At 32.2% G+C, this 15,537-nt stretch carries 12 protein-coding genes and 1 riboswitch; of the genes, 1 reads left to right on the forward strand and 11 read right to left on the reverse strand.

Features of this window, described 5'->3' with window-relative positions; genetic code table 11:
- Positions 1–3: 3 nt before the first annotated feature.
- From cobA to MBM09_RS15425, 7 genes are all read right to left on the reverse strand, one after another.
- Entirely contained in the window at positions 4–768 is a 765-nt protein-coding gene (gene cobA / locus MBM09_RS15395; protein ID WP_238674601.1) for a uroporphyrinogen-III C-methyltransferase, read from the reverse strand.
- An 8-nt stretch (positions 769–776) separates the two neighbouring features.
- Positions 777–2,882, reverse strand: coding sequence for a HEPN domain-containing protein (locus tag MBM09_RS15400; protein ID WP_238674602.1), 2,106 nt, complete (start codon positions 2,880–2,882; stop codon positions 777–779).
- Positions 2,883–2,928: 46 nt separating this feature from the next.
- Positions 2,929–4,176, reverse strand: a complete 1,248-nt coding sequence (locus tag MBM09_RS15405) for a sulfate adenylyltransferase subunit 1 (protein ID WP_238674603.1) — start codon at positions 4,174–4,176, stop codon at positions 2,929–2,931.
- Positions 4,177–4,232: 56 nt separating this feature from the next.
- Complete coding sequence (gene cysD, locus MBM09_RS15410; RefSeq protein ID WP_238674604.1) at positions 4,233–5,138, reverse strand: sulfate adenylyltransferase subunit CysD; 906 nt, start codon at positions 5,136–5,138, stop codon at positions 4,233–4,235.
- Between the two features lie 22 nt (positions 5,139–5,160).
- Positions 5,161–5,781 carry a phosphoadenosine phosphosulfate reductase family protein gene (locus MBM09_RS15415; RefSeq protein ID WP_238674605.1) on the reverse strand — a complete coding sequence of 207 codons (621 nt, stop codon included), beginning with the start codon at positions 5,779–5,781 and terminating at the stop codon, positions 5,161–5,163.
- Complete coding sequence (locus MBM09_RS15420) at positions 5,781–6,044, reverse strand: DUF2061 domain-containing protein (protein ID WP_238674606.1); 264 nt, start codon at positions 6,042–6,044, stop codon at positions 5,781–5,783. Before MBM09_RS15420 ends, MBM09_RS15415 begins: the two co-directional genes overlap by 1 nt.
- Positions 6,045–6,211: 167 nt before the next feature.
- Entirely contained in the window at positions 6,212–6,625 is a 414-nt protein-coding gene (locus tag MBM09_RS15425) for an Rrf2 family transcriptional regulator (RefSeq protein WP_238674607.1), read from the reverse strand.
- Positions 6,626–6,727: 102 nt separating this feature from the next.
- Between MBM09_RS15425 and MBM09_RS15430 the strand changes: the two genes are divergently transcribed.
- Complete coding sequence (locus MBM09_RS15430) at positions 6,728–7,483, forward strand: hypothetical protein (protein WP_238674608.1); 756 nt, start codon at positions 6,728–6,730, stop codon at positions 7,481–7,483.
- 12 nt (positions 7,484–7,495) lie between these two features.
- On the opposite strand, the gene MBM09_RS15435 is transcribed toward MBM09_RS15430, so the two are convergent.
- The 4 genes from MBM09_RS15435 to MBM09_RS15450 all read right to left on the reverse strand — a co-directional run bounded on the left by MBM09_RS15435 (position 7,496) and on the right by MBM09_RS15450 (position 15,396).
- Complete coding sequence (locus MBM09_RS15435) at positions 7,496–8,665, reverse strand: PLP-dependent aspartate aminotransferase family protein (RefSeq protein ID WP_238674609.1); 1,170 nt, start codon at positions 8,663–8,665, stop codon at positions 7,496–7,498.
- A gap of 47 nt (positions 8,666–8,712) precedes the next feature.
- The gene (thrA, locus tag MBM09_RS15440; RefSeq protein ID WP_238674610.1) at positions 8,713–12,114 is read right to left on the reverse strand and encodes a bifunctional aspartate kinase/homoserine dehydrogenase I; all 3,402 of its coding nucleotides are present in this window, start codon (positions 12,112–12,114) and stop codon (positions 8,713–8,715) included.
- A gap of 154 nt (positions 12,115–12,268) precedes the next feature.
- Positions 12,269–13,546 (reverse strand): O-acetylhomoserine aminocarboxypropyltransferase/cysteine synthase family protein, encoded by a 1,278-nt coding sequence (locus MBM09_RS15445; RefSeq protein WP_238674611.1) that lies wholly within the window; start codon positions 13,544–13,546, stop codon positions 12,269–12,271.
- A gap of 113 nt (positions 13,547–13,659) precedes the next feature.
- A riboswitch (SAM riboswitch) is annotated at positions 13,660–13,768 on the reverse strand.
- Positions 13,769–13,845: 77 nt separating this feature from the next.
- Positions 13,846–15,396 (reverse strand): hypothetical protein, encoded by a 1,551-nt coding sequence (locus MBM09_RS15450; protein ID WP_238674612.1) that lies wholly within the window; start codon positions 15,394–15,396, stop codon positions 13,846–13,848.
- Positions 15,397–15,537 lie beyond the last annotated feature (141 nt).

The raw sequence follows: 15,537 nt of genomic DNA on the forward strand, positions 1-15,537 counted from the left end.
AACTTATTCTTTTGAAGCAACTTCACTATAAATTGAACTCAAAACTGCACGCTGTTTAACAACATCTCCTATTACAATTATAGCAGGAGACGATAATTGTTTTTCTGCTACAATCTGCTCTATGTTTCTTATAGTTCCTATGCCTACTTTTTCATCTTCTCTTGTGCCATTTTGAATAATTGCTACAGCGGTATCTTGCTTGTTTTCTTCTGAAAACACCTTAACAATTTCTCCTAACTTATGCATTCCCATTAAAATAACAACGGTCGCTGTTGATTTTGCTGCTAATGCAATATCACTTGATAATTTATGTGCTTTTGTAGTTGCTGTAACTACCCAAAAACTCTCTGAAGCACCTCGCTTTGTTAATGGTATTCCTTGATATGCTGGTACTGCTACAGATGATGAAATTCCTGGCACTACAAAGGTTTCTAAACCAAACTCTCTTACATAATCTATCTCTTCTGCTCCACGACCAAAAATAAAAGGGTCGCCTCCTTTAAGACGTACAACATGCCCCTTTTCTTTAGCTTTAACTACAATAAGCTCGTTGATTTGTTCTTGCTGAAATGCATAGCATCCTTTACGTTTACCTACAAAAATACATTCAGTTTCTGGTGAAGCATATTCAAGAAGCTCTTCATTTATAAGGGCATCATATAGAATAACATCTGCCGACTTAATAGCTTTTATTGCTTTAAGCGTGATTAAATCCACATCGCCAGGACCTGCACCTACAACTGTTAATTTTGGGGTTTTTAAACTCATCTTAATTTTTAAACTGCTTTTTTTGCAAGCGTATTTGTTTCTGCTTCTCTAAAAGCTCTCACTTTAGTTAGAAACTCATTAGCGTTTTCAATGTATTTTGATGCAAAATCCTCAGTTGGTGTAAATTTATTAATTTGATAAATCAAATCCGAAAAAGAAACACCTAAATCTATTCGTCCGCTTTCTACAAACAGTTCATCAAACTGACTTATAATTCCCGCATGTGTATTTGTTTTCTTGTTTTCTGCTAATAATAAAGCTTTTGCCGAATTAACTAAAGAACTATATGCATGATAAATAGCACTTGAATATACTTTATTATTAAATGATTCTTGAGCATTTTCAATTTTTTCTTCACTTTCTAAAAACAACGTAGCTATTAAATCGATAACAACACCTGCACACTCACCAATACCAATCTCTTTTACATATTTTTCTTCTTCACCCCAATCAATAAAATCTTCTTGAGTTAAATTAGTAACATCCTGTAAATCATTTAACAAATCGTAAAAATAACGATCTCCAGTTTCTTTATAATATTCTACAAATTGTTTTCTATTTGCATTGGTTTCAAAATCGTTTAATATTCTACGTAAAGCCTCAGGACCTCTTCTGCTTGGTACTTTCACTACTTTATCAGCAAATAAACCGTTTCCATCTCCTAAATTTCCGCCACCTAAAAGCACTTGTAATGCTGGAGCTACTAATTTTTCTGGCGTGCGAACTGTCATACCTTGAAAACCAATATTTGCCATATTGTGCTGTCCGCAAGCATTCATACATCCACTAATTTTAATCACTAAATCTTGGTTATTCAAATATTGTGGATATTCTGTTTTTAGCATTCTTTCTAATTCTACAGAAATTCCAGTACTACTTGCTATACCTAGGTTACAAGTATCTGTACCTGGACAAGCTGTAATATCTATCGCTTTATTATAACCTGCTTCAACAAAACCTAGTTTCTCTAATTCTGTATAAAAGAATGGTACTAAATCTTCTTTAACAAAAGGAATAATAATGTTTTGACGAAGTGATAAACGGATTTCTCCTGCTGCATATTTTTCAACTAAATCTGCTAAAAGTCTGGCTTTATCTGTGTAAAAATCTCCTAAAAGCACTTTTATACCAATAGCAACATAACCTTCCTGCTTTTGCGGAATTAAGTTTGTTGATTTCCATAAATTAAATGCCTCTTGATCTTTAATTTCTACCTGTGGTGCTTCAACCGAAACTGGTTTTGAAGCCTCATAAGCATCTGCATCTATAGCAACAGATTTAAACTCAATAGCATTTTGCTCTGCATCAACCAATTCTTTAAAAGCTTCTAAACCTATATCTTTTATTAAGAATTTCATACGTGCTTTGGCACGACTTTTACGCTCACCATGACGATCAAAAATTCTTAAAACGCCTTCCATTACTGGAATAATCTTATCTGTTTCTAAAAAGTCATATAACACATCAGCATGACGTGGTTGCGAACCTAAACCGCCACCAATCATCACTTTAAAACCACGAACACCATTTTCAATTTTAGCTATAAAACCTAAATCGTGCATGTAAGAAAGCCCAGTATCTTCGTCTGAAGACGAAAACGACACTTTAAATTTACGCCCCATTTCTTGACAAATTGGGTTACGTAAAAAGAATTTATAAAGCGCATCTGCATATGGCGATACATCAAATGGTTCGTTCACATCAATCCCTGCAGTTTCACTTGCCGTTACATTACGCACAGTATTTCCACAAGCTTCACGTAACGTTACATCATCTCTCTCTAATTCTGCCCAAAGTTCTGGTGTTCTATTTAAATCAACATAATGGATTTGAATATCTTGACGTGTTGTAATATGTAAACGTCCTCTAGAATATTCATCAGAAACATCAGAAATTCTGTGTAATTGATTGCTCTTAACTTTTCCGTAAGGTAATTTTATACGAATCATTTGTACGCCTTCTTGACGCTGACCGTAAACCCCACGTGCTAAACGCAGACTTCTAAATTTTTCTTCGTCGATTTTTCCATTATGAAATAGCTCTATTTTATTAGCTAATTCTATAATGTCTTTTTCAACAACCGGATTTTCTATTTCTGTTCTAAAACTTTGCATTATATACCTGACTTTTTATAAATTAGAAAAGAATTTTAATTATTTATTACTGAATAAAACCTGCTCCAACTGTATTATTAGATTGTGTATCTATTAAAATAAAAGAACCGTTTGTTCTATGATTTTTAAATTGATCATAAAAAATAGGCTTGTTTAATTTAAAAGTAACCGAAGCAATATCGTTTATTCCCAAACCAGTCACATCTTCCTCTATGCCTGAATAGTCAGGGTGAATTTTATGATTGATTTTATCTACTTTAGCTAACACCTTATTAACTCCATGTTGTACAACATACTTAGCACCTGGTGTTAATTGATTAGAATCCATCCAGCATACGTTGGCTGTAAATTGTTTTTCAATAGTAGGCAAATCACCATCTTTAACAATCATATCTCCACGACTAACGTTAATATCATCTTCTAAAGTTATAGTTACCGATGAACGTCTTGAAGCCGTTTCATACTTTTCATTATAGAAATAAATGTCTTTAATTTTTGATTTAGTTTTTGATGGTAAAACAACTATGTCATCACCAACACTTAAATCACCTCCATATACTTTTCCTGCATAACCTCTGTAATCGTGAAACTCTTCAGTTTTTGGACGAATAACATATTGTACCGGAAAGCGCGGTGTACCTACATTAAAAATATCTGCTTTGTTTAATTGTTCTAAATGTTCTAATAATGCTTGACCTTTATACCAAGGCATATTTTCAGATTTATTTACAACATTATCTCCCTTTAAAGCACTAACTGGAATAAAAGTTATTTTTTGATCCTGATAATCTCTCTTACTCATCAACTCCTCAAAATCGGATTTTATTTTGTTATAAGTTTCTTCAGAATAATCAACTAAATCCATTTTATTTATAGCAACCACAACATCTTTAATTCTCAACAAGTTATTGATGAAAAAATGACGATTTGTTTGCTCTATTACGCCTTTTCTAGCATCAATTAAAATGATAGATGCTTGCGAAGTTGATGCACCGGTAACCATATTTCTTGTATATTCCACATGACCTGGTGTATCTGCAATAATGTAACTTTTCTTTTTTGTTGAAAAATAGATATGTGCAACATCAATTGTTATTCCTTGTTCTCTTTCAGCTACTAGACCATCTGTAGCTAAAGAAAAATCTAAATAATCATATCCACGTTGTTTACTTGTTTTTTCAATAGCTTCTAACTTATCGGTAGTTAAAGACTTTGTATCAAAAAGAATTCGCCCAATTAAGGTACTTTTTCCATCATCTACACTTCCTGCTGTTGCAATTTTTAATACTTCCATTTTATATAGTAACCTTCAATTAAGAAGGGTTGTTTTTTAATTAGTAACTTATTCTTTTAGAAATACCCTTGTTGTTTACGTTTTTCCATTGCTGCTTCAGAGCGTTTATCGTCTATTCGAGCACCACGTTCAGATATTGTACTTTCTCTAATTTCTTGAACTACAGTTGCTATATCTTCTGCATCAGATAATACAGCCGCTGTACAACTCATATCTCCAACAGTTCTAAAACGTACCATACGCTCTACAACTTCTTCATGTTCATCTCTGTAAACTACTTCATCATCTGCAGACCAGATTAATCCGTCTCGTAAAAATGTTGCTCTAGTATGTGCAAAATAAATTGAAGGAATTTCAATGTTTTCTTTTTCTATATAAGACCAAACATCTAATTCTGTCCAGTTTGAAATTGGAAATACGCGCACATTTTGTCCGTGTTCAATCTCTCCATTCAACATATCAAATAATTCTGGTCGCTGATTTTTTTCATCCCATTGACCAAAGTCATCACGTACAGAAAAAATACGTTCTTTAGCTCTGGCTTTTTCTTCATCACGACGCGCACCACCAATACAAGCATCAAATTTAAATTCTTCAATAGCATCTAAAAGCGTTGTAGTTTGCAGCATATTTCTACTTGCATAACGTCCAGATTCTTCTTTTACTTTTCCTTCATCAATAGAATCTTGCACGTTTCTTACAATTAATTCTAAACCTAATTCTTTAACTAAGCGATCTCTAAACTCAATAGTTTCAGGGAAATTATGACCTGTATCAATATGCATTAAAGGAAATGGCACTTTTGCAGGATAAAATGCTTTTACAGCTAATCTTACCAAAGTGATCGAGTCTTTTCCTCCAGAGAATAACAATACAGGTTTTTCAAACTGTGCTGCTACTTCTCTCATAATATATATCGCTTCATTTTCAAGCGAATTTATGTGCGATGTGTCTCTATTCATCATATTCATTTTATCAATTATCTTAAGCGTGTAAACCACACTCTCTATTTTCTAAAGCTTTTGTTGGGTCGAAGTACTTAAACTCGTTCGGTAAGTTATTTTCTTCTAAATAAGTATTTAATTTTTCATCTGGCCAATAGTAAAAAGGGCTTACTTTTAAAACACCATCTTTACTTACACTAAAAATACCAATGCTATTTCTAAAGGCTGTTTGACCTTGACGCAAGTTTGTAAACCACACTTTTGGTTTGTGTTCTGCCATAGCACGTTTAAAAGGCTCTAGCTTAACTTGCTCTGTAAACAAAGCGTGTTCTGGCGCGTCTATACTTGGAATTCCCATAACCACATCGCGATGTGCCGATGTTTGTTTTGGCACATATAAAAAGATATTTAAATCTAAATCTTTAATTACCTGTTCTGCATGCCTGTATGTTTGTGGCGTATTATAACCTGTATCGCACCAAACTACTGGAATTTTGGACTCAACAGAAGATACAGCATGCAAAATTGCTGCTTCGTATGGTCTAAAATTTGTAGTTACCACTGCTTTATTATTAAGCTCTAAAGCTTTTTTAATAATTTCTGCAGGTAATGCGTCTTTATATTTGTTGTTTAATTCGTTTATTGTGTTCTGATCTATCATTATTTCCCCCATTTAATTGAATTCCAAATGCGCTCGTGAAAAAAGTATAAAATCATTTTTGTTACTAGCTCTATACCACCAATTGAAAATGCTAAATCTAATTTCCCAGTTATAATCCATGAAATTATAATAGTATCTAAAGTACCAATGGTTCTCCAGCTTAAAGACTTTACTACACTTCTAATTGGCTTCTCTGAAGCAGCATCCTTTTTATAAGTGGCTTTCTCTTTCTCTGATGATTTTATTAACACTTCACTAATCATTTTTAATATTATTACATTAATCCTATCGATTTAATAGGAATTACAAATATAAAACTTATTATTAAACCACAAATAGCTTTAACAACTTTTTGGAATAATGGAATATTTTAAGGGTAAACAGTAAGAAATAAACAAGAAATAACGTTTATTTTATGAAATTAGCAGCATTATTTACTAGACAAATCTGCTAAAGTGGTATTTCTAAATACTTTAAGCGTGCTATCTCTAACCTGAATCATGAGCCTATTTACGCTACATGTGGCTTCATTTGGGCAATCGGCACATTTTTCATAAAAGTTTAAACTTACACATGGCACCATAGCAATTGGGCCTTCAAGAACGCGCATTACTTCGGTCATTAAAATCTCTGAAGGTTCTTTTCTAAGGTAATAACCACCATGTTTTCCTTTTTTAGAACCTAAAATTCCTGCTTTTCTTAAGGTAAGTAAAATGCTCTCTAAAAACTTTTGTGGTATTTGCTCGCTTTTAGCAATGGCACTAACCTGTACAGGCATATCGCCTTCGCTTCTTGCAATAAAAGTAAGCGCCTTTAAGCCGTATTTAGTTTTTTTGGATAGCATGTTGCTAATATAGGTATTTTAGGAAAAGTTATTAATATCTAGGAAAATTTTAATAGATAATGAGTATTTTAGTTGGTAATTAAAATATGTTTAATATAAAAAATGATTGCTTCAAATTCAACCTTTTTACCTGAAGACCCTAACATTCCTGTTTGGAGATATATGTCTTTTTCAAAATTCATGGACTTGATTTCAACCAATTCTATTTTTTTTAATAGAGCTGATAAATTTGATGATTTATATGAAGGTTTTTTGAATCCGAATTTAAAAAAGAAAATAAATTCTGAATTATTTAATGAATTTGAAAATTCAAAAGAAATGAAAACCAATTTAATCTCCCTTTTTAATTCTATTAAAAAGTTTACTCTCATAAATTGCTGGAATATGGGTTATACAGACTCTTTAGGAATGTGGAAATCGTATTGCTCAACTGAAGAAGGAATAGCTATTAAATCAAGTATTGAAAGAATACAAAATGGAATTATAGGCGATGAAAAAGACTCTTTTCATATAAGACCAATTAAATATTTAGACGTTGAAAATTCCATTAACTACAGTACTAATATCATAAATTTTTTTACATATAAGAGACCGCAATTTAGTTTTGAAAATGAGCTTAGAATAATTATTCCTTATACTCATTCTAATGATATAGATAAAAGTAAACTTGACGAAAACGATGAAGAACTAATACCATTTGAATTTGGAAAAAAAGTCAAAATTGACTTTAAAACATTGGTAGAAGAAATTTACATCTCACCGAATGCAACAGAATGGTTCGTGGAACTTGTTAAAAGAATAGTTAGATTGAGTTATAATATACCAATAAAGAAATCAGAAATAAATAAAAAACCATAAACACAATTACTTTTACCTCAAAGCCTCCTCCAAATCTCCAATAATATCATCAACATGTTCTAAACCAACAGAAACACGTACCAAACCATCTGTAATATTAACAACCAATCTATCCTCTTCTGCTAAACTACTGTGTGTTGTACTTGCTGGATGCGTTACAATAGTTCTAGTATCTCCCAAATTAGCCGAAAGCGAACACATTTTTATAGCATTAATAAATTTGCGCCCTTCTTCAATACCGCCTTTTACTTCAAAAGCGACAATGTTTCCTCCTAATTTCATTTGTTTTTTAGCCACTTCGTACTGTGGATGCGATTTTAAAAACGGGTATTTTACCCAATTTACTTTTGGGTGGTTTTCTAAAAACTCAGCGACTTTTAAAGCGTTTTCGCAATGCTTATCTACTCGTACTGCAAGAGTTTCTAAACTCTTAGAAAGTGTCCATGCATTAAAGGGTGATAAGGCTGGACCTGTATTTCTAGCAAACAAATAAATTTCTCTTATTAAATCGGCATCACCAACGGTTACACCCCCTAAAACACGCCCTTGACCATCAATTAATTTGGTTGCAGAATGAATAACCAAATGTGCTCCAAATTTTATAGGCTGCTGCAAATACGGTGTTGCAAAACAATTATCTATTACCAAAATAAGATTATGCTTTTTTGCAATGTTTCCTAGCAATTCTAAATCGATAATATCAATTGCAGGATTTGTTGGCGATTCGGCATATAAAATTTTAGTTTCTGGTTTTATAAAACTTTCAATAGTTTCTGGTTCGTTAATATCAAAATAACTGGTTTCAATATTCCATTTTGGAAGGTATTTTGTAAATAACCCATGGGTTGACCCAAAAACAGAACGTGCAGACACAATATGATCGCCACTACTCAACAAGGCAGCAAAAGTTGAAAACACAGCTGCCATACCAGTAGCAAATGCATAACCGCTTTCTGCTCCTTCCATTTTGCAAATCTTGTCTACAAACTCGGTTGTGTTTGGATTTGTAAAACGGCTATAAATATTACGTTCTTTTTCTTCAGTAAACGAGGCGCGCATATCTTCGGCATCTTCAAATACAAAACTAGATGTTAAGTATAACGGACTGCTATGTTCTAAAAAATCGGTACGTTCTAATTGTGTACGGATCGCTTCGGTTTCAAACTTTTTTTTCTTACTCATACTTTTATTTTATGGATTCCCGCCTTCACAGGAATGACAAAAACTATTTAATTTATATGTTTAGACAGCCTTAAAATATCTCCAAAAACACCTCGTGCCGTTACTTCAGCTCCTGCACCAGCACCTTGAATTACTATAGGTTGCTCCCCATAACTTTCTGTAAATATTTCAAAAATAGCATCGCTGCCTTTTACATGACCTAAGGTACTATCTTCTGGAATAGATACTAACTTCACTTCTAAATTTCCTTTGTCTTGCGATAAATCCCCTGACAAATCTCCTACATATCGCAACACATGACCTTCATTTTGATTGTCTTTTATCTTTTGAAATTCTTCATCTAAAACATTCAACTGACTTAAAAACTCTGCAACTGATATGTTTTGATACGCCTCAGGAATTAAATTTTGAACAGAAACATCTTCAAATTCGTTTTGCAAATCTAACTCTCTGGCAAGAATTAATAGCTTTCTAGCCACATCATTTCCTGAAAAATCTTCTCTTGGATCTGGCTCGGTAAAACCTTTATCTATAGTTTCTTGAACAATTTCACTAAACGGTTTATCCTGAACTGAAAAGTTATTAAACAAATAACTTAATGTCCCAGAGAAAACACCTCGAATTCTGGTAATATTCTCACCCGACTCGTGCAATAATTTAATCGTATCAATTAACGGTAAACCCGCACCAACTGTAGTTTCATACAAATATTGTTTGTTGTGGGCGTCTAACTGAACTCTTAATGTTTTATAAAAATCGTGAGAAATGGTATTTGCAATTTTGTTAGATGACACCAAATCGAAACCAGCCTCAACTAAAGGTATATAATTTTGATGAAATGTAGAACTTGATGTATTATCAACAGCAATTAAATTTTCTAAATGATGCGTTTTAGCAAACGTAATAATATCATCTACAGAACTTTTTAATGTTGAAGATTTAATTTCTGAACTCCAATTAGTAGCTGCACCATTTTTATTTAAAATTAGTTGTCTTGAATTGGCAATGGCAAACACATTTAAGTTGATACCTTTTCGTTTTTCAATATCGCCTTTCGATTTTAAAATCTGATTTATTAAAGCACCACCAACACCACCATGACCAAAAATGGCTATATTAATTTTTTTAGAAATCCCGAAAACCTCACCATGAATCACATTCATAGCTTTGTGAAGTTGACTCTTTTTAACCACCAAACTCACATTTCTTCCTGTTACCGTATTATTGAATAACAATGGTGTGATCTGGTTTTTAATTAAGGCATTAAATGGCTTATGAAACGAGCTTAACTCTATACCAATAATAGAAATTACCGAAACATCATCAACAACATCAATTTTATTAACGTCTTGCGAATAGAAATCTTTTTCAAATTCTCTTTCTAAAGCAATTACCGCTTGAGTTGCTTGTTCTGCATCAATAATTAACCCAATACCACGCTCTGATGAACCTTGAGAGATGATGCTAACACTAATATCTTTATCTGCTAAAGCACCAAATATTCTCGCATCAACACCACTTTTTCCTAACAAGCCGCGGCCTTCTAAATTTAACAATGCTACATTATCTAAAACCGATAATGATGTTACTTCTTTTGAGCTTGGTTTAGCAGTTATAAGCGTACCTTCATCATCTGTATTAAACGTATTTAAAATACGAAGATTGATGTTTTTTTCAACTAACGGAATAATAGTTTTAGCATGCAACACTGTGGTTCCAAAATTGGCCAACTCATTAGCTTCACTAAAAGATAATTCTCTAATTTTTTGAGCGTCTTCAACCAAATCTGGATTTGCCGTGTATATACCACTTACATGTGTGTAATTTTGTAACTCTTCGGCGTCTAAAAAATTTGCTAAAAGCGCCGCAGTATAATTGCTTCCGTTTCTACCTAAAGTAGTAGTTTCATTTTTAGTATTTGAGGCAATAAAGCCTGTAACTACATTAACCGTATCTCCATTATTTTGTTTAAAATACTGCTTTACATTGTCTTTTGAAAGCTGCGAAATAGGTTGCGCATTACCAAAAACATCGTCAGTTTTAATCAATTGTCTTGCATCAGTAGCCTGAGCTTTAACATTCCTTTGATTAAGTATTTCTGAAACCAATTTAATGGACAACAATTCACCTTGTGCTAAAATTTCATCTTTGGTTTTCTTACTGTAATCACGTAACAAACTAACACCTTCAAACAGTTTTTCTAAGATTAAAAATTCTTCTGAAAAATCTATAGTTGGTAAAGGTTCTTTTTGATAGTTTTTAAAAGCCTCAAAATCCAACTTATAATCTCTTCCTTTGTGTGCTTTATTTAATATATCTTCAAGCTCGTCGGTTGCATTTCCACGTGCCGAAACAACAACCGTAATTTTCTCTCCTTCTTGTACTTTATTTTCAATGATTGAGATTACTTTATTCAATCCTTCTCCATTAGCTAAAGATTTCCCTCCAAACTTTAATACTTTCATTTTTCTCTTTTTAGAATTTGGCACAAAAATGCCTTCTATAATTTTTTCTAATTGTTCGTACTCCATTAAAAACGCATCATGACCATGCACCGAATGTATTTCGTTATAGGTAACATTGGCATGCGTTACGGCTAATTGTTTATGGGTTTGCCTGTTTTCTTCTGCTGTAAAAAACAAATCTGAATCTACCCCAACAATATGAATATTAGCCTCAATACCTTCTAAAACATTTAAATCTGCCTTTCTGTTTTTTGTAACATCTATGGTTTTTAAAAGTTGATTCATCAATTTATAAGCAGACAACTGAAAACGTTCCTGTAACTTTTTACCATGATGCAACAACCAACTCTCAACATTAAATATTTCTAAATCTTCATTTTTTGAACGCTGAAAACGCTCTTTAAAAGACTCTGGTGTACGGTAACACAGCATTGCATGCATACGCGCATCATGAACTGGGTTTTTAGAATTTAACAGAAATTGTTCTTGTATTTGGCAATTGGCAATTAACCAATCGGTTGACTTCCAATCGGTAGCCACAGGAATTAAATTTTCGGTAAAATCTGGTTTTAAAACCGCCATTTCCCATGCAATACCACCTCCTAAAGAACCTCCAATAGCTGCAAACAGCTTTTTTATATTTAGCTCTTTAAGCCCTATTAAAAACAAACTTGCAATGTCTCTTGCAACAAAATCTTTATAATTTTCAATTAAAAAACCATCAAATCCGTTTCCTGGAATATTGAATGCTAAAACCGTGTAAAGTTTAGTATCAATGACCTTATCATCGCCTACTAAATCTTTCCACCAACCATCATCACCTGCAACATTACTGTTTCCTGTTAAGGCATGATTTACCAAAACAATTGGCGACGTTCCTAATGCTTTTCCGAAAACCTGATAACTCAATTTTATTTCTGGAATAGAAACTTGATTTTCGGTTTTGTAGTTTTTAATGATGATATGTTGTAATGAATGCTCCAATATATTTTTATTTAAAAATGATATTTTATTTTCTAAAAAGTAAACCAAAAGTCATATTGAGCTTGTCGAAATATTTTTATAAACCGATTATTAATATCAGTTTCGACAGGCTCAACTTGACAAACAAATTCAAGAAACTTTTTAGATTTCATTATTATTTAATTGTGGCAAATGCAGTTTTTAAATCGGCTTTTAAATCGTCTAAATCTTCAATACCAACTGATAAGCGAATTAAATCTCCCGTAACTCCTGCCGATTCTTGTTCTACTTCATTTAACTGTTGGTGGGTTGTACTTGATGGATGAATTATTAATGATTTAGTATCTCCAATATTAGCTAATAATGAAAATAATTTGGTGTTATCTGCTATAGCTTTTGCAGCTTCAAAACCACCTTTTGCACCAAAAGTAACAATACCACTTTGTCCTTTTGGTAAGTATTTTTTAGTTAAAGCTTTATACTTACTGCTTTCTAAACCTGGATAATTTACCCAAGCTACTTCGTCTTGTTGTTCGAGCCACTTAGCAAGAGCCAAAGCATTTTCACTGTGTTGCTTTATTCTTATTGGTAAAGTTTCTAAACCTTGAATAATGTTAAAAGCATTTGTTGGACTTAAAGCCCCTCCAAAATCTCTCAACCCTTCTAAAATTAGTTTAAACGTGTATGAAGCGGCACCCAAAGTTTCATAATATTTCAGTCCATGATATCCTGCTGAAGGTTCTGTGAATTCTGGAAATTTACCATTGGCCCAATCAAAATTACCACCATCAATAATGGCTCCTCCTAGAGAATTTCCTTGTCCGCCAATATATTTTGTAAGTGAATGAATGACAATATTTGCTCCGTGTTCAATAGGGTTTAATAGAGCTGGTGTTGCTACCGTGTTATCAACAATAAAAGGCACACCTGCTGCTTTTGAATGTTTTGCAATAGCTTCTATATCTAAAACATCTAATTTAGGATTCCCTAGAGATTCAACAAAAAATGCTCTGGTATTATCTTGTACTGCGGCTGCAAAATTATCTGGATTATCTGCATCAACAAAGGTGGTTGTAATACCTAATCTTGGTAAAGTTACTTTTAATAAATTATACGTTCCGCCATATAAACTACTAGACGCTACAATATGGTCTCCAGCTTTTAAAAGCGTTAACAAACCTGTTGAAATTGCCGATGTACCTGATGCAAATACAACTGCTCCCACACCGCCTTCTAAAGCAGCCAAACGCTCTTGTAAAATTTGGTTGGTTGGATTGTTTAATCGTGTGTAAATAAAACCTAATTCCTGAAGTGAAAATAGATTTGCAGCATGATCTGAATTATTAAACACATACGATGTTGTTTGATAAATAGGAACTGCTCTCGTTCCTCCGTTTGCTGCAAAATCATGTCCTGCATGTAATGCGTTTGTTGCTAATTTTTGTGTGCTCATTTTTCTAAATTTTTGAATTAATAAATTAAGCCAAAAGCCAAATGCACCAAAATGGTGAACTTAATAGAAAAATGTTAAAAAGAATTAAAGAAATTACAGAGAGTAATTTCGTTTGGTTATCTATCTAAAACATATGTTTAAGTAGAATTTAGCACCTTCTTTACTAGTAAAGGGTTGCTAAGGCTTCACAGGGTCTAATCCCTCCGCCTTTCTTGATAACATTTCAATACGTGTTTGAACTTTGTGAGTGCAAATATTCGGTTAGAAAAAGTTAATATCCAAATTTTTTGATGAAAATTTTATTTTCTATCCAAGTTTTCTTCAAACTTGTTCCTAATAATAAGCCCTATGGGTTTGTTCTGTATTTTAGATTCTAACCAAGAAATAATATCTAAATACAGAAACGCACGACTTTCATAAGGATCGTTTTCAAATTCCTTTAATTTTTTGTGAAGTTTTATAAATTCATTTTTAACTTCATGCGGATAAATATCTCCTAGACTTCTTAAAAACTTAATAATTTCTTTTTGTACTTCATGCAAGTCTTCCATTTTAATTAAAAACTTATACGTGCTCTTAATTAAAACATCTAAATTATAATCCAAACCAGCCTCATAATGAGCAACTAAATTTAAAATTCGGGAAAAACAAAGTAAATCTTCACGCATTTGTAAAGACTTATTGCTAATGATTTTATCTAAAAACTGAATACATTTTTTGTTTTCACCAGCACCAAAATACATACTGGCAATTTTGTAATAAAACACCATAATGTGATGCTCATCTATACGTTCTTTATAATTTTTTAACCGTTCTAAAACCTCATCAATAAGTGGTAAACCTTCTTGAAAACTACCTTCCATAAAATGAAGGTTAAACTTATTATTGTATACATATAAGAAAGCTAAACTCTCATTATTATCATCTAAAGGAAACCATTTCTCTTTGGTAACAACCTCTAATTGCAATAAGGTTTCTTTAAATTTTTCGTATTGTCTTAAATAAAAAAGTGCCTCAAGTAAATAATGATTCCCTCTTAAGAAAAACACAGGGTTTAAAACAATCATGTTTTTGTTTTCATAAAACAAATCCACCCATTTTGAAGCATACTTATAACATGATAAAAAATCTACCGTTAAAAAACTATACCACAAATACGACTTATAAAGCCATAATTTTTCGCGAAATCCTAATTTATGAATGTTATATTTTGGTAGTCTATCGTTAAAATATTTTGTTATTATTTGATGTTCTTCATCATTTTTAACATAACCGGTTTTTAAAAACAAACCATACAACTGAAGCGATAAATTAGACAATTTACTAGCCAGAACATTTTGCAAACTCAACTCTTTAGCTTGTATAGTTAACTCATCTGCCCTATTACTTAAACTACGTGTAATGTATTGCGATTCTATAACTTTTTCGAGTTCTACAATTTCGTAAGCAATGTTTTTTTCTTCATTTGCAATTGCTAAACTTTTAGCCTTATCTAAAATTTTTAAACTTTGCTTATAAAGCCCTTTATGATATAAAATAGTTGCAAAATCTAATTGTTCTCTAATTTGAATTCTAATATTTTGATGAGAGGGATTTAATCGTAAACTAATTAAAATCTGTTTATACAAATGCGCTTTTAAGTTAGATAATTGCTGTTTTTTTACAATTCCTTTTTTTAAAATAGCAGCTTCATCATAAACCGAAAGCTTATCAAGAATATTAAAAAGAGTTAAGAATTTTGAGTCTTCATTTACACCCAATCTTCCTACATAAAGCTTAAATTGTCTTTTTTCAGATTTAGATAACGACTTTACCAGCACAAACAAATTATCTTTTTGCTCTCTTGTCATAGTTACAAAAACAAATTTAAAATATTGATTTTCAGTTTATTAATGAGATTAACATAGGGTTAAACATCGTAATAATAAGATGTTGAATTCTCCTTTTAGCAAACCAAAATATAACTTCGTAGAACAATAAGAAAATATATT

It is taken from the genome of Flaviramulus sp. BrNp1-15 (assembly GCF_022259695.1).
Taxonomy (GTDB): domain Bacteria; phylum Bacteroidota; class Bacteroidia; order Flavobacteriales; family Flavobacteriaceae; genus BrNp1-15.